This is a genomic window from Rubellimicrobium rubrum (assembly GCF_006152115.1).
Taxonomy (GTDB): domain Bacteria; phylum Pseudomonadota; class Alphaproteobacteria; order Rhodobacterales; family Rhodobacteraceae; genus Rubellimicrobium; species Rubellimicrobium rubrum.
In genome coordinates, this window is record NZ_VDFU01000027.1 from 39,119 (window position 1) to 57,941 (window position 18,823).

The 18,823-nt window shown below is 66.8% G+C and carries 14 protein-coding genes and 1 pseudogene; 7 read left to right on the top strand and 8 right to left on the bottom strand.

Annotation, left to right across the window (positions count from 1 at the left end; translation table 11 throughout):
• Nucleotides 1-151 precede the first annotated feature (151 nt).
• Nucleotides 152-646 (top strand): LysR substrate-binding domain-containing protein, encoded by a 495-nt coding sequence (locus FHG66_RS17085; RefSeq protein WP_139078263.1) that lies wholly within the window; start codon nt 152-154, stop codon nt 644-646.
• 164 nt (nt 647-810) lie between these two features.
• Here the strand turns inward: FHG66_RS17085 and FHG66_RS17090 are convergent, their stop codons facing one another.
• A complete protein-coding gene (locus FHG66_RS17090; protein WP_139078264.1) occupies nt 811-1,212 on the bottom strand; it encodes an ester cyclase in 402 nt (133 codons plus the stop codon).
• A 688-nt stretch (nt 1,213-1,900) separates the two neighbouring features.
• Between FHG66_RS17090 and FHG66_RS17095 the strand changes: the two genes are divergently transcribed.
• The 5 genes and pseudogenes from FHG66_RS17095 to argE all read left to right on the top strand — a co-directional run bounded on the left by FHG66_RS17095 (nt 1,901) and on the right by argE (nt 8,348).
• Entirely contained in the window at nt 1,901-3,247 is a 1,347-nt protein-coding gene (locus FHG66_RS17095) for a cytochrome ubiquinol oxidase subunit I (protein WP_425471753.1), read from the top strand.
• Nucleotides 3,248-3,257: 10 nt separating this feature from the next.
• Nucleotides 3,258-4,271 carry a cytochrome d ubiquinol oxidase subunit II gene (locus FHG66_RS17100; RefSeq protein WP_139078265.1) on the top strand — a complete coding sequence of 338 codons (1,014 nt, stop codon included), beginning with the start codon at nt 3,258-3,260 and terminating at the stop codon, nt 4,269-4,271.
• A 665-nt stretch (nt 4,272-4,936) separates the two neighbouring features.
• Nucleotides 4,937-5,143, top strand: coding sequence for an ATP-binding cassette domain-containing protein (locus FHG66_RS17105; protein ID WP_281282960.1), 207 nt, complete (start codon nt 4,937-4,939; stop codon nt 5,141-5,143).
• Between the two features lie 530 nt (nt 5,144-5,673).
• Nucleotides 5,674-7,169, top strand: a pseudogene (locus tag FHG66_RS17110) (aldehyde dehydrogenase).
• Between the two features lie 3 nt (nt 7,170-7,172).
• A complete protein-coding gene (gene argE / locus FHG66_RS17115) occupies nt 7,173-8,348 on the top strand; it encodes an acetylornithine deacetylase (RefSeq protein ID WP_139078267.1) in 1,176 nt (391 codons plus the stop codon).
• A 154-nt stretch (nt 8,349-8,502) separates the two neighbouring features.
• Here the strand turns inward: argE and FHG66_RS17120 are convergent, their stop codons facing one another.
• The 7 genes from FHG66_RS17120 to FHG66_RS17150 form a co-directional block, all read right to left on the bottom strand.
• Nucleotides 8,503-9,432: a LysR substrate-binding domain-containing protein gene (locus FHG66_RS17120; protein WP_139078268.1), complete on the bottom strand. Its 930-nt coding sequence runs from the start codon at nt 9,430-9,432 to the stop codon at nt 8,503-8,505.
• A 38-nt stretch (nt 9,433-9,470) separates the two neighbouring features.
• Nucleotides 9,471-10,145 carry a DUF1028 domain-containing protein gene (locus tag FHG66_RS17125; protein WP_139078269.1) on the bottom strand — a complete coding sequence of 225 codons (675 nt, stop codon included), beginning with the start codon at nt 10,143-10,145 and terminating at the stop codon, nt 9,471-9,473.
• A 4-nt stretch (nt 10,146-10,149) separates the two neighbouring features.
• The gene (locus FHG66_RS17130; protein ID WP_139078270.1) at nt 10,150-10,563 is read right to left on the bottom strand and encodes a RidA family protein; all 414 of its coding nucleotides are present in this window, start codon (nt 10,561-10,563) and stop codon (nt 10,150-10,152) included.
• 15 nt (nt 10,564-10,578) lie between these two features.
• Nucleotides 10,579-11,823, bottom strand: a complete 1,245-nt coding sequence (locus FHG66_RS17135) for a flavin-containing monooxygenase (RefSeq protein WP_139078271.1) — start codon at nt 11,821-11,823, stop codon at nt 10,579-10,581.
• Between the two features lie 1,196 nt (nt 11,824-13,019).
• Entirely contained in the window at nt 13,020-14,723 is a 1,704-nt protein-coding gene (locus tag FHG66_RS17140) for an ABC transporter ATP-binding protein (protein ID WP_139078272.1), read from the bottom strand.
• Nucleotides 14,724-14,905: 182 nt separating this feature from the next.
• A complete protein-coding gene (locus FHG66_RS17145; protein WP_176556316.1) occupies nt 14,906-17,056 on the bottom strand; it encodes a TonB-dependent siderophore receptor in 2,151 nt (716 codons plus the stop codon).
• Between the two features lie 136 nt (nt 17,057-17,192).
• The gene (locus FHG66_RS17150) at nt 17,193-18,062 is read right to left on the bottom strand and encodes an AraC family transcriptional regulator (RefSeq protein ID WP_176556317.1); all 870 of its coding nucleotides are present in this window, start codon (nt 18,060-18,062) and stop codon (nt 17,193-17,195) included.
• A 197-nt stretch (nt 18,063-18,259) separates the two neighbouring features.
• On the opposite strand from FHG66_RS17150, the gene FHG66_RS17155 reads away from it, so the two are divergent.
• Entirely contained in the window at nt 18,260-18,730 is a 471-nt protein-coding gene (locus FHG66_RS17155) for a hypothetical protein (protein WP_139078275.1), read from the top strand.
• Nucleotides 18,731-18,823: the final 93 nt, after the last annotated feature.

Consider the following 18,823-nt stretch of genomic DNA (forward strand, 5'->3'; position numbering starts at 1 on the left):
TCTATTTCCCACTCTTCTGCGGCTGCATCCCATTCGTTCGTTCCGACCAGACAGTTTGAAGCTTTACCAAGAGCAAATAGGCTGGAATGGGCGCTCCTACGGTCCTTCTTGGCCGCCCTGGGCCAAGTGGGTCGGCGCGACGCAGCGGACCTTGAGCCGGCTCGTGAGGGAGTTCACGGCCTCGCTTGAGGTCGGCCAGTTCACCCCGTGCGCGAGAAGGCTTGATCCGACCGCGGCGGCCCTCGGCCTCGTTGATAACGCCAAGGTCAAGGAAGTGCCGGCCAAGACCCTGAACCTGAAGGTGCGGGGGCGCTCGCATCAGCTGTTCGGGATCCTAAAGATCGCGGCCTTTGTCATGGTGGGCAGCCTGAGGCTGCCCGTCCTCGCTGACTTGCGGCCACCGAAGCCGAGCATCCAAATCGAATTCGTCGCGTCGGATGCAACCCAGAACCTGCTTGGCCGGGCCGCTGACATCGCCATTTGCATAGCGGATCCGACGCAGTACGCGCTGATCGCCCGCAAGGTTAGGGACACGCCGATGGGCCTGTTCGCGACGCGCGGCTACTTCGACCGGCGTGGTCGCGTCTTCTCGCGAAAGGACCTCGGCGGGCATGAGCCGTCGGGTTCGATCGAGGTGATCTCCTGATCCGAGGCTTCGGCGCGCACGGCGTCCACCTCACACGGAAGGATTTCGCCCTTTGCCCGAATAGTGCCATGCGGACTTGTAACCTCCTGCTGGCCGGCACCGGCTGGCCCGCAACCTCTTGGCAGTGCTGCCGCCGGTTCCTGTCGTAGTCGCGTGGGCCTCAGTCAGTCCCCTGTCTGGGACATCAGTTGCGCCTGGATCGCTGTCTTGTCGATGACCGACCATACCTGCATAATTCGGCCAGCCTGGATCTGATAAAAGACGTTCTCAGCAAAGGAGACGCGCCGTCCATTCACGGTGAGGCCGAACAGCACCCCTTTGGGAGTGCAGTCGAAGTTCAGGCGGCTCGCGACATAGGAGGAGTCAGAGATCAGCAGGACGATGTTGAAGTGGAGGTCCGGGATGGCCTCGAAGTCACCTTCCAGCATCTCGCGATAACCCGACAGTCCGATCCGCTGGCCGTTAAACCGAACATCGTCGTGCACGAACCGTCCCAGGTCCGACCAGTCCTGCGCGTTCAGACAAGCGATGTAGCCTCGGTAGATCTCTGGGAGGTCGTCGTCCACGCAGATCCTCTTTTGCTGTTCCTCGCCTTGCTGCCAAGTCAGTGGTGCCACTCTTCAGGCAAGCTTGGCAGCACGCGCGCTGGCCACTTGCAGCCAAGCCGCTTGAGCGGTGCCCTGGGGCGATCAGGTCTTGGACCTGGATGAGGCCCTGCCTGACACGTTGGATTCAGGGGAGTGGAGCAAACTCAAGGCGCGATCGAGCGGGTCAGCTCCACGGTCACTTTCGCCTAGACCCTGGGCATGTCGTCGAGCGTTTCGGCAGGCAAGGCGAGTAGCTCCTGCGAGGATATCACATAGAGCTTCTCGCAATCGCCGAAGATCTCGTTGCGCTCGGACTGGGAGCCTTGTCCTTCAAGCGCGACGCCCCGCGGATTCGACCTGTCGGAGGTCTGCCGAGCTTGACGGCTTTTCAGTTTCGGACGTTTCAGAGCCACCTTGCAGACACTTGTCAGCGCAGCCCGTCTGCTTCCTGGAATATGCCTTTCTGCAGCGAGTGTAAGGCATTGCGCGGCTCTGCCTGGATTTACTGACAAGGCGTCGCACCTCCTTGCCACTCTGCCGCGTGATGCGCATCTTAGCGAGCGACGGGGGTCCGGGCCCCTCTGGCGGCGGCTCATGGCCCCGCGATGTCGGACCTTCCTTCGGCGCCGCCGGAGGTCGCGGCGCCCCATTCGAGGGAGACGCCGACGTGTTGGACGATCCAGTCCTTCTGGCCCGCATGCAGTTCGCGGCCAATATCACATTCCACATCCTTTTCCCCACCATCACCATCGCGCTGGGATGGATGCTCCTGTTCATGAAGCTGCGCTTCACCTGGACGCGTGACGGCGCCTGGATGGAGCTTTACCGCTTCTGGGTGAAAGTCTTCGCGCTGACCTTCTCCTTGGGCGTCGTGTCCGGCATCGTGATGAGCTTCCAGTTCGGCACCAACTGGCCGGGCTTCATGAACACGGTGGGCAACATCGCCGGGCCTCTCCTGGCCTACGAGATCATGACCGCCTTCTTTCTCGAGGCGGTGTTCATCGGCGTCATGCTGTTCGGCCACGGACGGGTGCCGGCTTGGGCACATACCATCGCCACGGCGCTGGTGGCGATCGGCACGACCATCTCGGCCTTCTGGATCATGGTCCTGTCCTCGTGGATGCACACGCCCGCCGACTTCGAGATGCGCGACGGCGTGGCGCATGCGACCGACTGGGGGGCCATCATCTTCAATCCCTCGATGCCCGTGCGTCTGGCGCACATGCTTCTCGCCTCGGGCCTGACGGCGGCCTTCCTTGTGGCGGGCTTCTCGGCTTGGCGAGGGCTGCGCGGTGACCGCGCGCCTTCGGTGGCGAAGGGCCTGCGCCTGGGCGTCGTGACGGCGGCCCTGCTGATCCCGGTTCAGATCTTCGTGGGCGACCTCCATGGGCTCAACACGCTCGAGCACCAGCCGGCCAAGGTCGCGGCCATCGAGGCCAACTGGGAAACGAGGCCCAATGTCCCATTGGTGCTCTTTGCACTGCCTGACGAGGAGGCGAGGGAGAACCGCTTGGAGATCGGGATCCCGAACGGAGCCTCGCTCATCCTCAAGCACCATGCCGACGGTGTCGTGCCGGGGCTCAACGACTTTGAAGGCGAGCACCCGCCCGTTGCCCCAGTGTTCTGGTCCTTCCGCGTCATGGTGGGTGTGGGAATGCTCATGCTTCTTGTTTCCTGGGCCGCCGCCTGGCGGCTCTGGCGGCGCGGTGAGCCTGGGGTCTGGATCAGCTGCGCGCTCGTGGGGATGACCTTCTCGGGCTGGGTCGCCACCATTTCGGGTTGGTACGTCACCGAGATCGGTCGTCAGCCGTGGCTGGTCTATGGCGTGCTCACCACGCATGAGGCCGCGTCCGAGGTGCCGGCATCAATGATCGCCACGACCTTCCTGGGCTACATGGCGGTCTACGCCTTCCTGCTCGCGGCTTATGTGGGCACGCTTTACTACCTTGCCGGGAAAGGCCGGAAGGCGGACGTCACCGTTGAAGGGCCGGGCGCCGTGCCCGCCCGCGCCTGAGGAGGGCAGCATGGAGCTTCTGGGACTTCCGCCCGCGACGTGGCTGCCGGTGGTGTTCGCGGGCCTGATGGGGGTCGCCATCCTCCTCTATGTCATCCTCGACGGCTATGACCTGGGGGTTGGGATGCTCCTTGGCGGAGCCCAGGATGAGGGAGAGCGCGACACCATGATCGCCTCCATTGGGCCATTCTGGGACGCCAACGAGACTTGGCTCGTGCTTGCCACCGGCCTCCTCTTGGTGGCTTTCCCGATGGCTCACGGGGTGATCCTGGGCGAGCTCTACCTGCCCGTGATGCTCATGCTCGTGGGGCTGATCCTGCGTGGAGTGGCCTTCAAGTTCCGGACCAAGATGACGCCGGGATCCAAGCTGTTGTGGGATCGGGCCTTCCTTGGAGGAAGCATGCTGGCGGCGCTGGCGCAGGGTTGGATGCTTGGGTCGTATGTGCTGGGCTTTCAGGACAGCTGGGCCGCGCATCTCTTCGCGGCTATCACCGCCCTCGGTCTCGCGGTGGCCTATGCCTTCATTGGCGCCTGCTGGCTGGTGATGAAGGCAGAGGGTGACCTCCAGCGCCGGGCGGCGCATTGGGCCCGGGCGATGCTGGCCTTCGCGGCTCTGGGTCTCGTGGCCGTGTCGGTCGCGACGCCGCTCGTGTCACCGCCTATTTTCGAGAAGTGGTTCTCCCTGCCGAACTTCATGCTCCTTGCGCCTATCCCGCTGGTGACGGCGGTGACACTGGTGGCGCTGTGGGTGGCCCTGGGGCGTTACCCGCGTCCAGGCGACCGCTGGAACTGGGTGCCATTTGCCGGGGCGGTGGCAGTCTTCGCCTTGGCCTTCCAAGGGCTCGCCTTCTCATTCTATCCGTATGTCGTGCCGGGAAGTCTCACGATCTGGGACGCTGCGGCAGCGCCCGAGAGCCTTGGGGTGATCCTGGCCGGAAGCGTCTTCGTCCTGCCGATGATCGTGGCCTACACGGCTTTCAGCTATTGGGTTTTCCGCGGCAAGGCGGGAGAGCTGCGCTACTAGTGAGATGCGAATGGCTGGGTTGTTGATCCCTGCCGGACGACCTGTTTGGCCGGGCAGAGGTGCGCCCGGCATCGGGTCGGAGCTCAAGTGTTTGCATGCAATGCGGGCTGTTGGGCTTCGACACGAAAGCGCGCAATCGGATCACAGGGACGAGCGGCCCCGTTCAGCGCTTCGGGCCTACGCGGACCAAGCTCGCCTCGCCCGAAACCTTGCATAGACCCCGGACCAAACTCGGGGTCAGGGCCATATGCCCGAAACGGTGCCGTCGGATTGGACTTGGGTGATGGGGGAACGACCGCTGCCCAGTCGGCAGCTGATCGAGCAGACTTTTCGCCCTAATCCGGGTGCAGCTCCGGCTATAAGACTCAACTGTGCCTTGTGCACCTTGGCAACGGGATTCCTCTGGAGCCGGTTCGACAAGGTCCAGACGACCCGTTCAAGGAATGCCTGCTTTCCTTTGCCTTCGACGTCCATCTGCAAGGCGGGGAAGGAGCAGGGAGAACAGCTCGACTTGAGAGCTGATGCCGCAGCGACTGTAGAGCTGTTCTCGAAAGACCTCCATGGTCTGGGCCGCAACATCAAGCCTCGGGGGCGATCGAGGCCGTTGAATCGCTCCGCAGAATCGGAGAAGTGACCTCGGCCTGACGAGTCGACAGATGAATCCCATGGTCAAGCGCTACGAGTCGACGACGGCCATCCATGGCGTGGCGCTCGACATCGGCGGCAAGGAGTTTCTTACGTTTCTTGGGCCGTCTGGCTGCGGGAAGACCACTCTGCTCAGGATGATCGCTGGCTTTGGGAATGTGACCGAAGGGCAGAACCTACTGTCTGGCGAGGACACTTCAGGCAGATGCCGACGGGCGGCCGCGTGATGCTTTACGACGACGCCCATTTCTACATGGGCTCGGTGATTGCGGAGGTGCTGGTCCCGCGAGACTGCACGGTGGAGTTCGTGACGTGCTCTGCCATCGTCGCGGACTGGACGCGCAACACACTGGAGCAGGCAACGATCCAGCGCCGCCTGCTGGAGATCGGCCTGACGCTCCACCTATGCAAGGCCCCACTCTCGATCGGCAGGGTCGGAGCGACGCTGGCCTGCACGAACACCGGGGCCGATGACGTCCTGCCCGCCGATGCCGTGGTCATGGTCACGTCGCGGCTCCCCAGGGACGGCCTCTATCTGGCGGTCCGCACGCTCAACTGGCAGGGAGCAGCATCCAAAGCGTATAGCTCAACGGGGGTGCCGTGGCACCCGCGCCCACCGCCCGGGCCATCTACGCGGGCCGTCGCTACGCCGAGGAGCTCGACGAGCCGGATCGTGCCGACGCCTAATCGTTCCGACGAGAGATCGCTGAACTGCTGCCTCACGCGCGCTTCACCCCGGCCTGACACGGAGGTTTCCATGCTCGACCACTCCCAAGACTCCCGGGAAGCCAAGGCTAAGGCGCTCCGCCTGCGTTACCGGGCCGTCATCGGCGGGCGGTCCGTCGACGCCGCCTCGGGCGACGTCTTCGACAGCATCAACCCCGCGCCTGGCGACGTACTGGTTCAAGTCGCCGCCTGCGACGCCCCGGACGTGGACCGCGCTGTGGCCGCCGCGCGCCGGGTTATCGCATCCGGGGCATGGTCCCGCGTCGTACCGTCCCACCGCGAGGAGGCCCTCCTCCACCTCGCCGGCCTGATCCGCGAGAGCCAAGAAGAGTTGGACCTCCTCGACCCACCCGACATGGGCAAGCTGATGACGCATGCGGCGACCATCGACGTGCCGGGCGTGGCGGGCATCTGGCAGTGGTAGGCCGAGGTCATCGACAAGCTCTAGGACTAGGTCGCGCCCACCGGGCGGGGGACCTCGCGCTCGCTCGCCAGATGCCGCTGGGCGTGGTGGGGGCAGTGGTCCCGTGGAACTTCCCGCTCGACATGGCGATGGGGAAATGCACGCCCGCGCTCACCACCGGGAATGCGGTTGTCCCGAAGCCCGTCGAGCAGTCGCCGCTCTTTGCCTTGCGTCTGGCGGAACTCGCAGCCGAGGCCGGGCTGCCGGACGGCGTGCTGAACGTGGTCCCGGGCTTCGGCGCAACGGCGGGCCGGGCGCTGGGCCTGAACCCGGATGTGGACTGCCTCGCCTTCACGGGGTCCACCGCCACCGGCAAGCTCTTCATGCAGTATTCGGGCCAGTCCAACCTCAAGCCGGTCTGGCCCGAGACGGGAGGCAAGAGTCCGAACCTCGTATTCGCGGATTGCGACAACCTCGACCGGGCCGCGGACATGGCGGCCTTCGGGATCTTCTTCAACCAGGGCGAGGTCTGCTCGGCCAACTCGCGGCTCTACGTGGAGCGATCCATCCGCGACGGCTTCGTCGAGAAGTTGGTGGAGCGCGCAGAGGCGGCCCAGCCCGGCGATCCGCTCGACCCCGCCTCGCGCATGGGCGCCATCGTGGACGAGCGGCAGACCCGGAAGATTATGAGCTTCATCGAGGGAGCCCGCGCGACGGCGCGCCTCGTGACCGGGGGGGAGCGGGTGAGCGTGGATGGCCGCGGCTGCTTCGTCGCGCCCACGATCTTCGAGGATGTGCGCCCCGACGACCCACTGGCGCGGGAGGAGATCTTCGGGCCGGTGCTGGCCGTGATCCCTTTCGACACGGAGGAGGAGGCCGTGCGGATGGCAAACGACTCGCTCTACGGCCTCGCTGCTTCGGTCTGGACCGACGACCTGAGCCGCGCGCTGCGGGTGTCGGATGCGCTGCATGCGGGCACCGTGTCCGTGAACACGGTGGATGCCCTTTCGGTGGGGACACCCTTCGGCGGCATGAAGCAGTCGGGCTTCGGGCGGGACCTGTCGTTGCATTCGCTCGACAAGTACACCGCGCTCAAGACGGTCTGGGTCAAGTACGGCGCGTGACAAATGGACAGCCTCGACCTCCTCGCCCGGCTGCTGGCGCATGACAGCGTGAGCCGGAATCCGAACCGCGTCCTGGTCGAGGAGGTGGCGGAACTCCTGCGCGGGGCGGGACTCGATCCGGTGATCCTGCCCGACGCCTCGGGCGGCAAGGCGAACCTGTTCGTGACGGCCGGGCCCACCGACCGCGCCGGGGTCATGCTGTCGGGGCATACCGACGTCGTGCCTGTCGATGGGCAGGCTTGGACCGTGCCGCCCTTCGCGCTGACCCGGCGGGACGGGCGCCTTTACGGACGCGGTGCAGCGGATATGAAGGGTTTCGTCGCCTGCGCATTGAAGGCGGTGCTGGGGGCCGCACAGCGGGACCTGCGGACGCCCTTGCACCTCGCGCTCTCCTACGACGAGGAGCTGGGCTGCCTCGGCGTGGGCTCCCTAATCGACATGCTCGCCCAGGTGCCACACCGCCCGCGCCTTTGCATCGTGGGGGAGCCCACGGGCATGCAGGTCGCCACCGGGCACAAGGGCAAGATCGCGCTCCGGGCCACCTGCACGGGACGCGAGGCGCATTCCGCGCTGGCCCCGCTCGGCCTCAACGCGATCCACCTCGCGGCGGACCTCCTGTCCCGGCTGCGTGCCTTGCAGGAGCAGCTGGAACGTGAGGGGCCCCGCGACACCGACTACGACGTGCCCTACACGACCGTCCATGCCGGCCGCATCGACGGGGGCGTCGCGCTCAACATCGTGCCGAACCGCTGCATCCTGGACTTCGAGATCCGCAACGTGGTCGAGGACGACTTGCCCGCGCTCGTGGCCGAACTGCGCACCGAGGCCGAGGCAATCGCCCACGCAGCCCGCACCAACGCGCCCGAGGCGGGGATCACGATCGAGGAACTCTCCTCCTATCCAGGCCTCGGGACGCCCACGGACGCCGGGGCAGTGCGCTTCGTGCAGTCGCTGACGGGCGCCAATGGCACGACTAAGGTGGCGTTCGGGACCGAAGGCGGGCTCTTCTCCGAACGCTTGGGCGTGCCGACGGTGATCTGCGGGCCGGGCTCCATGGCGCAGGGGCACAAGCCCGACGAATACGTCACCGAGGAGCAGTTGGCCCGCTGCGACGCCATGCTCGCGCGGTTGCTCGACCGGCTCGAAGCCGGGCTCGACCACGCGCCGGGCGCTGACTGAGGCGGGGGCTGGTCGCAATGCGCGGAACATGAGAGCGGGCAGGACACACGCGGACATGACGTGCGGCAAAGCCTCGGCTGACCGATACGCGGCATGGGCTATGCCCCGCCATCGTGCCAAGGGACGGTCCGGAGCGGCTCGATGGCCGGACCGATCAGTCCGTCCGGATGCCCGGTATCGATGTCGGGGTCACGAGGGCGCGGCAGTGGGCCTCGAAGGCCTCCGTGACGCGGGTTGGGCGCATTCCCTGGAGGCGCGCCATCCCGAGGCGAAGCGCGCGGGGTCCTCCCGAGAGAGGGCGGTAGACCAGCGGCTTCCCGTCCGGCGCGAGTTCGGACAGCGGGCGGACGTTCATGAGGAGGAAGCCGAAGCCATTGGCGACCATGGACCGCGCAAGCGCCATATCCCGAGTGCGCGCCGCGATCTGGGGGACGACGCCTTTCGGTCCAAAGGCCGAAAGGAAATAGGCGGTGCTTCCGGGCAAATCGAGCAGGATCATCGGCTGGTCGGCGAGGTCGGCGGGCGTTACGACGGGGAGGTTGACCAGCGGGTGGTCGGGCGGCAGCGCGATATAGGGCGGGATCGGGGCGAGGGGCTCGAACCCGATGCCGGGCGGCACTTCGAGATCGTAGGTCAGGCAAAGGTCGAGGCTGCCTTGCTGCAGCCCCTCCATAAGGCCCGCGTGGTCGTCCTCCAGTTGCCGGACCTCAACCTCGGGGTGCTTGCGCTCGAAGCGGGCGCGCAGTTCGGGCAGAACCAAGGCGGAGAAGCTGGACAGGCAGCCGATGGACAGGGGGCCCGACACGCTGGAGCGCAGGTCGGCGGCGAGGACCAGGACCCGCTCGGCCTGCCGGAGCGCGTCGCGAGCCGCCGCCATGATCCGGTGCCCCGCGGGCGTGAGAACCAAGGCCTGTGCGTGGCGGCGGTGGAAGAGTTGGACTCCGAGCTCCGCCTCGAGCTGCCCAATCGCGGTGGAGATCGACGGCGCCGAGACGTGGAGCCGCTGGGCCGCCTGAGCGATCGATCCTTCCTCGCCCACGGCGACCACGTATTCCATCTGACGAAGGGTGATGCGAAGGGCCATGGCCCCTTTGTCCCGCTAAGTGCGGCGGGGCTCAAGCCTCAGGGGTCGCCGGGAACGCCGTAGGATGGGGCTGCCGAGGGATCAAGCGCCCGTTGGACATAGGTGCCCATTTGCGGGCGGTAGACGGCCCAGGCCGCAGCGAGGGCGGCAATCGGGTCGTCCTCGGACCAGTCGATGCGGAGATCGACCAAGGGCCAAGGCTGGTCGTGGACGAGGAGGAGCCCTGCGGAATGGACCGGTCCGGCCTCGCCGCCCGAGTCCCGCCCGGCCGTCAGGGCCAACAGCAGTCGGTGGCCCAGATGGCCTTCGGAGCCATCGAAGGCGTCCAGCATGGCTTGGGGGACGCCTTCGTGCGACAGAAGATTGCCGCCCGCTGCCGCGTCCTGGCCCCTCGCCTCCGCCCAAAGGCCCAGCGCCCGCTCGCCCGAGTGGATGGACGGGGGACCGTCATTGCCCACCGCAAGGACCTGCCGCCATTCCATCGCGGCGCCGCTGCGCCTCAGGATCGCGACGGTCTCCTCGGCGGTCGCGCCCCGTGCCATAAGATCGAGAGCGCGGGGGCCGAGGCGCGGGTCGGTGACGTTCTGGCTCGCGACCGCGCCTACGCCGGCGCGTGCATGGGCGCATCTCGCGGCGACGGCGGGCGAAGAGGACGAGATCACCATGCCGAACATGCCCGTCCGTGCGCAGCGTGCGACGAGGGAGAAGGTCATCGCCCTAGTCCGGGATCACGGCGGTGGCGTCGATCTCCACCAGCCAGTTGGGCCGCGCGAGCGCAACGACCACAAGGCCGGTGGACACGTAGTGGATGCCGGGCAGCATCTCCCCCAGGGTTCGGTAGACTGGCTCCCGATGGCGCACGTCGGTCAGGTAGATCACGAGCTTGCAGATGTGCTCCGGCCTTGCTCCGGCTTCGGACAGGAGCTGGAGGATGTTCCCAACCACCTTGCGCGTCTGGTCGGCCGGGTCGTGGCTGTCGATGTCCTGCCCGGTGTCGAGATCCTGCGGGCACTGCCCGCGCAGGAACACGGTCGTGCCCCGCGCCACCACGGCATGGGCGAGGTCGTTGGACAGGCGCTGCTCGGGGTAGGTGTCGCGGGTGTTGAAGGGGCGGATCCGGGTATGGGCCAAGGGGTCCTCGTACGGTCAGGCGGTGAGCGGCGCGGGCGCGCGGGCGGCGATGCGGTCGGCGACCTCGGCCGCATCCTTCCAGGCGCCCCAGATGAAGGCCGAGCCTCGGCAGGTGAGCCAAGGCAGTCCGACGAACCAGAGCCCCGGCACCGTCGAGGCGCCGCGGTCGTGAACGGGTCGCCCCTGCGCGTCGAAAGTGCCGGCCCTCAGCCAGCCGAAGTCGAAGGCATATCCCGTGGCCCAGATGATGGACCCGATGCCCGCCGCCTTCAGGTCCAGTTCAAGGACCGGCTCCGTCAGGCAGGCCGGGTCGGGGTAGGTGCGCCGCGCCTCCGGATCTTCAGGCAGTTCGAGGCCATGACGCGCCGCATGGGCGTCGGCCTCCTCGAGGACCGACAGGTAGTTTGCGTCGCCCCTCGCTATGTTGGCCGCAAGGTCCCGGGCAATCCGCAGACGCCCCTCCGAATACCCCTCGGCTCGGCCGAGAAGGTTGATCCCCTCGCCCCCGAGGCGGCGGAAGTCGATCGTCTCTCCTCCGCGGGTGCCGGAGACGGCGATGGTGACATGCTCTGTCCCGGGGGTGCGGGCTCGGGCGTCCCACTTGCCGAGAGCGCCGAGCCACCAGGTGAAGTCACGGCCCCGGTAGCGGCGGGGCGGACGGTCGTGGGGGCCCACGCAGAGATGGACGTCCCGGCCGGCGCGATTCAGCTCGTCGGCGATCTGGGTGCCCGACGAGCCGGCGCCGACCACCAGGACGCCGCCTTCGGGAAGCTGGTCCGGGTTCCGGTAGGCAGCGGAGTGTATCTGGAACGGAACGACGTCGCGCGGGACGAAGTCCGGCACGATGGGCCGCTGGAACGGACCGGTGGCCGCCACAAGGTTCCGCGCCTCGATAGGTCCCGCGGTCGTCTCGATGCGGAAGCCCGCGCCCGAGGGCAGGGGACGTGCCTCGGTCACCTCGACGCCGCAGTGGATCGGGGCGGCGATGCGTGCGGCGAAGCATTCGAAATAGGCGACGATCCGATCCTTGGGGGCGAACGCGTCGGGATCGAGGCCATCGAACTCCTGCGCCGGGAAGCGGTCGTGCCAAGCCGGGCCATTGGCAACGAGAGAGTCCCAGCGCTCCGACCGCCAGCGCTCTGCGATCCGATGCCGTTCGAGGACGAGGTGGGGCCGCCCGTGCCGGCGCAGATGCGCGCTCATGGCCAGACCCGCCTGGCCCGCGCCGATGATGAGGGTTTCCACCGTTTCCACTGACATGTTGCGACCTCGTCCGTTTCGCCATGCCCGCAACATCTGGGCCGGCCCTGGAGACAACTGTATCGAAGCGGAGTTTGGTGAAAAACTATGATCTGGCTTCGCCCAGCTTAGGCATATCCTAGGGTTGGTGCATCGGGCTGGGTGTGCCGTGCGCCGATCCTGAGGGTGCAGACACGGATGGCGTCGCCGATTGCCGCGTACTGGAGCTGCGGAACGTCCGGCAGTCTTCATCCCGGAAGGTCAGGAGCATCCCGTTCATCTGGACGGGATGGCCGTGCCCCTGCTTGTGGGTCGTGCATAGTGGGGCTCTTGCGGATGCGGGTTCCACCGAGCAACCGGCGCAGGCCACTGCGGCATAGGATGCGGGGACGCCAGCCTAGGAGATGGTGATGCCGTGACAGCGCACCAGTGACCCCGACCATGCGCATGGAACCGAGGTGGACGTCCCCGCAGAGGTGCAGGAGCGTCTCCACGATCTCATGGGAGGTCGTATCGCGATGCGTGTGCCGCACTGACCGCTTGCTCTCCAGCCCGGCTTCACCCTTGGCCGAGCAGGCTTGCCGCCACGTGCGAGAGTGTGGCCCGGTCCGCCCCTAGGATGCGACAGATTCAGCTGACGTCTTCGGTGGTCTGCGCGTGCTCCAGGATCCGCAGCTTGCAACGGATCTCTTGCTGGTTGTTGGTCATCGAAGGCACCCTCCTCCTGCACCGGAGTTCATCGACGGTGTCTCTGCACCACGGACAGTCCTACGATCATTGAATGCTCCTTCCGTGTCTGCGTTCCAGTACGACGTCAGACTTAGCGCCGCCTCAGGAACCGGGGGCGGGACCCAAGGCCTCGCACCGGTCGACGGGGCGTACCCTCGATGCACAGCCGCTGCAGCAAGGCTGTCCGGCCCTGGCGCATCATGACGTGGATGGCGGGCATCCCGCTTAGCTTGGGGCCTCTCAAAAGCCGGTGAGGTGATCGTCGGTCGGCTCGCCTGCCACGAGGGAATTTCCTGCCCCGAGACCGGCCCGACTCCGGCAGCCCGGCTCGGGAGTCTCATGGGGTGGGATCCGGCGGCAGATTTGATGACTTGAACCGCGATGATGGGTCGTTCTTCGAGGCGGACCGATCCGAGAGGTGCCGGGACCCCAGCCCCTGTTACATAGGACCGATCCGTCTCCTTGCGCGTGGTTGGCGGGGATCGTGCTCAGGCCGCAGCAAGCCGGGCGTAGAGGCCACCTTTGGCGGCGAGTTCTGCATGGCTGCCCAGTTCGGCGATCCGACCGTCGGCCACGACCGCGATCCGGTCGGCGTGACGGATGGTGGCGAGCCGGTGGGCGATGATGAGCGTGGTGCGACCTTGGGCCAGCCGGTCGAGAGCCGCTTGGATCTCGCGTTCGGTTTCGGTGTCCAGAGCGCTCGTGGCTTCGTCGAGGATGAGGATCGGCGGATTCTTGAGGAATACGCGGGCGATGGCCACGCGTTGCTTCTGTCCGCCCGACAGGGTCACGCCCCGCTCGCCCACCACCGTGTCGAGCCCATGGGGCATGGCGTCGATCATGGGGCCGAGTCGGGCCAGGTCGGCCGCTTCTCGGATCTGGTCCTCGCTGGCGTCCAGCCGGCCATACGCGATGTTGTCCCGAAGCGTGCCGCCGAACAGGAACACGTCCTGGCTGACGATGCCGATCTGGCGCCGCAAGGAATCGAGGGTGAGGTCCGTCACGGGGATGCCATCGACGGTGATCCGCCCCGCCGTGGGCTCGTAGAAGCGGGGCAGGAGGGCGAGCGCCGTGGTCTTGCCTGCCCCCGAGGGACCGACGAAGGCCAGCGTCTCGCCGGGACGAACCTCGAAGTCGAGGTCGCGCAGGACGGGTCGCGACGGGTCGTAGCCGAAGCCCACGCCCTCGTAGCGCACCGCGCCTGTCAGGCGGGGCGCAGGACGGGCCGCCGGGGCGTCGGTCACATCGGGCTCGGTCGCGAGAAGGTCGAGGTAACGACGGAAGCCTGCGATCCCCTTGGGATAGGTCTCGATGACGGCCGCGATCTTCTCGAGGGGCCGTACGAACACCCCAGCCAGGAGCAGAAAGGCCACGAAGCCCCCGGTGGTCATCTCGCCCCGGAGCACGAGCCAGGCGCCCGAGACCATGACGATGACCTGGATGCCGCGCATGGCCATGTAGTTGATCGAGATGGAGGCAGCCATGATCCGGTAGGCGTCCAGCTTGGCGCGCCTGTAGTTGGCGTTGTCGCGAGAGAAGAGGTCGCGCTCGTGGTCCTCGTTGGCGAACGCCTGCACGACGCGGATGCCGCCCACGTTCTCCTCCAGCCGGACGTTGAAGTCGCCCAGGCGCGAGAAGATCGAGCGCCAGGTGTCGGTCATGCGACCGCCGTAAACGATGACCAGCGCCACGGTGACCGGGACGATGACGGCGGTGAGGGTGGCCAGCCCCGGATGAATGGCGACCATCAGCGCAAAGGCACCGAGGAAGGTCATGATCGCGATGAAGAGATCCTCTGGCCCGTGGTGCGCGACCTCGCCGATCTCCTCGAGGTCCCGGGTTACCCGCGCCACCAGCCGACCCGTGCGCTGCGTGTCGTACCATCGCCAGGAGAGCCGCTGGAGGTGGTCGAAGGCGCGGGCGCGCATTTCGGTTTCAATGTTGATGCCGAGCTTGTGGCCCCAGTAGGTGACGATCGCCATGAGCCCGGTATTCACGAGGTAGATCGCGAGCAGGACCACCGCAGCGAGGACGGTCAGGGCCAGGTCCCCCTGCGGCAGCAGCCGGTCGATGAAGACCCGCACCGCGAGGGGAAAGGCGAGTTCCAGGAGGCCAGAAACGACGGCGCAGCCGAAGTCGAGCCAGAACAGGCCCATCCAGGGACGGTAGTAGGCAAAGAACTGGCGCAGCATGGGACGTTCTCTCCGGCGGCCCCTTTGACCGCAGCATGGGACGGGTCGTCCGGCGCATCTAGCGGGCCGGTGGCGGGGGCTCCAGACAAAGTGCCGCCGGAACCCGAGGGAGGCTCCGGCGGCGGACGGCTCGGGAGGGCCGTTTGGGGTTGTTGGGCGGGTCCTTTGGGAGGCCGTCGGGCTCAGAAGCTCTTGCGAACCGCCAGGCTCACGTTCCGGCCTTCGCCCTGGTAGCACCAGTAGGCCGTCTGGCAGGCGGCCACGTAGTCCTCGTCCGTCAGATTCGAGACGTCGAGGTTGGCGGTCCAGCCGCCCGCGACGTCGTAGGAGACGCCTGCGTCGTAGAGCGTCGTCGATGGCACCTCGAGGGTGTTCTGGTTATCCGCCCAGGACTCGCCCACGAAGCGGACCCCGGCCGTGAGCGTCAGGCCCTCCACCGCCATAGGCTCCCAAGCGACCGAGAAGGCGGCCTGGTCCTCGACGACGACGTAGGGGGCGTTGCCGACGATCGTCGGGTCCACATCGTCCGTGATCTCGACGTCGAGCCTCGTGAGGCTCCCGCGGTAGGTCAGTCCTGCCGCGATCTCGCCCTGGGCCTCGATCTCGAAGCCGCGCGAGCGGACTTCGCCGATCTGGAAGTAGTCGTAGCCTGCACCGTTCCACCGGGTCTGGCTGATGTTCTCTCGGGTGGTCTCGAAGGCCGCCAAGGTGAGAAGGGTGCGCTCGTTGGGCGACCACTTGAGGCCCGTCTCGACCTGCCGCCCGATTTCGGGCTCAACCTCATCGCCGGCTGGGTCGTTCACGACCTGCGGGTTGAAGAAGGTCCCGGCCGAGACGTAGGGCACGACATCCCTGATCTCCTTCGCAAGGCCCAGGCGCCAGGAGAACTCGCCGTCCTGGCGATCCACGCCGGCGACGCCGGTCGCCTCGTTGGTGTCGGCCTCGGTGTGAACGAGGTCGTAGCGGCCGTTCAGGGTGGCGATCCATCCGTCGCCCCAGCGGACCTGGTCTTGGGCATAAAGGCCCAAGCCCGTTTGCGTCAGTTCCTGATCGATGTAGGGCACAGTGTCCGGCTGGGCGGCTCCGTACACCGGGTCGGTGGCCGAGAGCCCGGTCCCCGTGGCGGAGGCCTGCACCTGATCGAGTTGGTAGACCTTGGCATCGAAGCCGAGGAGCAGCCGGTGCTCGGCCTCCCCGGTGGCCAGCGTCCGCTCGAGCCGGAGGTCGTTGTGCAATCCCGTGGCCGTGGTGTCGTGCTCGAAGACCAGGCGGGACAGGGTGCCATCGGCGTCCTGAGGCGTGAGGGCAAAGCCCGCGTAGCCATAAGCGTAGACCGAGGACTCCTCTACATGGGCCCTCTCGTAGCGCGCGGTGTTGGTCAGCCGCCAGGCGCCCAAGTCCTGCCGGTAGATGGCCGTCAGGAGCCATTGGTTGCGGATGTAGGAGTCGACGTCCGACTCCCCGGTGTTGAAGTCCTCATCGAAGGTACCAAAGCCCACCGGCTCGACGGTGCCGTAGTAGGGCAGCCAGGCGCCGCCGACATGGTCCTCGTCCATGCCTGTGTAGCTGGCGGTGAGCGTCAGCGTGCCCCCGTTGTCGAAGGACGTGGCGACCCCGCCCGTCACGATCCCTTCAAGGCCGTCCTCGAACGCGCCGTGCCCGTCCACGCGCTGGAGCTTGGCCCCGAACCGGTAGGCGACGTCACCGGCGGTCGTACCGCCCAGGTCGACGCTCGACCAGGTGCGCCCCTCCGTGTCCGCCCCGAACTCCAGGAGAGTGCCGGGCTCGCCCCCGGGAAGGCGGCTGACATAATTCACGACCCCGCCCGGATTCGAGGCGCCGTAGAGCATGGAGGAGGGCCCGCGCAGCACCTCGATGCGCTCGATCAGGAAGGGATCGATGTAGAAGCCTCCGAAGGCGTAGGCATAAAGCTGGAGCCCGTCGAGGAACACGCCGGTCTGCGTCGCATCGAACCCGCGCGAGTAGATCCAGTTGGTGTCGCTGTCGTACGAGAATGGGGCCGCCTGCACGCCCGCCGTGCCGGACAACGCCTCGTCGATCTTGGCCGCATTGGTGGCGGCGACCTGCTCGGCGCTGACCACGCTCACGGACTGGGGCACCTCGGTGATCGGGGTCGGAGTCTTGACACCGGTCAGCGTGAAGGGGTTGGCACGGTCACCTACCGGATCGGCACCCAGGACGGAGAAGGTGATCTCACCCAGATCGACGACCGGCCCCTCATCAGGCGTCTCTTGGGCGAGGACCAGCGCCGGAAGGAGCGCGACCAAGGCCGTTTGTCCCAAAAGGCGTGCGGTGAGGGGGAGGCGTGTCATCCAGGGTCCTTCCATATTCGTCGAAGAGCTTCATCCGGGCGGGCCTACCCAACCGATGATTTCCCGAGCTTTTATGTCAGGCATCCAAGTGGGTCTTGAAGGATCCTGTCGTGCTTTGAGGGATCCTGCGGAAATCTTATGTCGTGAGCCGCCGCCAAGCGGCCGGAGTGGCCCCGGTGGCTGTTCGGAAGGCACGGGTCATATGGGCCTGATCCGCGAAGCCGGTTGCCGCCGCGACCTCGCCGATGGTCATGGTTGCGCCCTCGAGAAGCTGTCGCGCCCGTTCAATGCGGCGAGCCATGAGGTGGCGGCCGGGCGAGGTGCCGACTGTGGCGCGGAAGGCATGGGCGAACCAGCTTTCCGACAGGCCTGCGGCGGCGGCGAGTTCGGCCACGCTTAGTCGGCGATGGAGTTCGGCGTCCATGAGGTCCGTGACGCGGCGAAGCTGCGCCGGGGTCAGGCCCCCGCGCGGCACGGCTTCCGCCGAGCCCGTTCGTCCCAGGATCAAGCTCAAAATGGTCGTGGCGAGGCCGTCCGGCACGAGGTCGTCGTGGCAAGGCTCCTCGACTTCGGCAGCCAGCAGCCCCGCGAGGTGTTCGATCGTGGGGTGACCGTCGAGGAACACGGGGCAGGTGAGGCTGGTCGCAGCGCGCGGCCCTAGGCTTTCACGCAGCCGTCTCTCGATGCCGGCAGCTTCGAAATGGAGGTCCAAGTGCCGGAAAGGTCGTGGCGCCGTCACATGGCTCCAGATCGTCAGCCCGGCGGGGATGAAGGCCACCTTGCCGAACGCCAGACCTGTCCGCCGCTCTGCGAGACCGATCGGCTGAGTCTCTGCGCCGAGGAAGACGACCACACGGGGGTCGGGCGACAGGTAGTGGCCTCGCGCGCCTTCGCAACCTTCCGCATCCGAAAGATCGGCCACCGTTCCGTCCCAAGCCCTCCAGCGAAGTGGCGCAACCAGACGTATCCCGTCGGTGAAGGCGGTCATGTTGGGACGGAACACCATCGAGCCTCCGGGCCGAGCGATTGGACCAGCCATGCTGTCGGGCCGATCCGTCGAGGAACATACTTGACGCTTTTTGTCGGGTAGCTTAGCCCAACCAGGATGTCGAGTCCGATGGTTCCGGGTCCGACGCTCCGCTCCGGTCAGCCACCTTGCCAGCCACGCCGGTTTCCAGAAGTCTTGTTGATGCAAGGACCGTCATGTCACGTCCCAGCCTGCCGACCCGCCTTTATCCCGCGTTGCCGTTTCTCGTCCTGCTGACGGCCGGAGCGGTCTCGGCCCAAGAGACCGCGCCGACTAACGCAGCCCCCGCAGAGGAGGCCGCGGTCAGCGCGCTGTCGATCGAATTGAACGACGTCACCCCGGCCGATGGCGGCTGCCGTCTGACCTTCCTGGTCCAGAATGCTCTCGGCTCCGACCTGACGAACCTCGCGCTAGAAACAGCCGTTCTGACGACCGAGGGGCAGGTTCAGCAGGTCACGCTTTTCGACTTCGGCGACCTTCCGGATCAGCGTCCGCGCGTCCGCCAGTTCGATCTGCCCGATCTGCCATGCGAGAGCGTGGGCCAGGTCCTCGTCAACGACGTAGCGTCCTGCGAAGGCCTGGAGACCGGCGCCTGCGAGGCTGGCCTCGTCCTGTCCACCCGCACCGACATCGGCCTGATCGGCTGATCTCCGCCTCGAAGGACCCTGGCATGGACCAAGCGACCGACTACACGATGTGGGGGTTGTTCGCCCACGCGACCCTTGCGGTGAAGCTCATCA

Coding starts and splice junctions, on each gene's coding strand:
- FHG66_RS17100 (WP_139078265.1), top strand. CDS start 3,258: ATGGAGCTTCTGGGACTTCCGCCCGCGACGTGGCTGCCGGTGGTGTTC.
- FHG66_RS17105 (WP_281282960.1), top strand. CDS start 4,937: ATGGTCAAGCGCTACGAGTCGACGACGGCCATCCATGGCGTGGCGCTC.
- argE (WP_139078267.1), top strand. CDS start 7,173: ATGGACAGCCTCGACCTCCTCGCCCGGCTGCTGGCGCATGACAGCGTG.
- FHG66_RS17120 (WP_139078268.1), bottom strand. CDS start 9,432: ATGGCCCTTCGCATCACCCTTCGTCAGATGGAATACGTGGTCGCCGTG.
- FHG66_RS17125 (WP_139078269.1), bottom strand. CDS start 10,145: ATGACCTTCTCCCTCGTCGCACGCTGCGCACGGACGGGCATGTTCGGC.
- FHG66_RS17135 (WP_139078271.1), bottom strand. CDS start 11,823: ATGTCAGTGGAAACGGTGGAAACCCTCATCATCGGCGCGGGCCAGGCG.
- FHG66_RS17140 (WP_139078272.1), bottom strand. CDS start 14,723: ATGCTGCGCCAGTTCTTTGCCTACTACCGTCCCTGGATGGGCCTGTTC.
- FHG66_RS17145 (WP_176556316.1), bottom strand. CDS start 17,056: ATGACACGCCTCCCCCTCACCGCACGCCTTTTGGGACAAACGGCCTTG.
- FHG66_RS17150 (WP_176556317.1), bottom strand. CDS start 18,062: ATGGTGTTCCGTCCCAACATGACCGCCTTCACCGACGGGATACGTCTG.
- FHG66_RS17155 (WP_139078275.1), top strand. CDS start 18,260: ATGTCACGTCCCAGCCTGCCGACCCGCCTTTATCCCGCGTTGCCGTTT.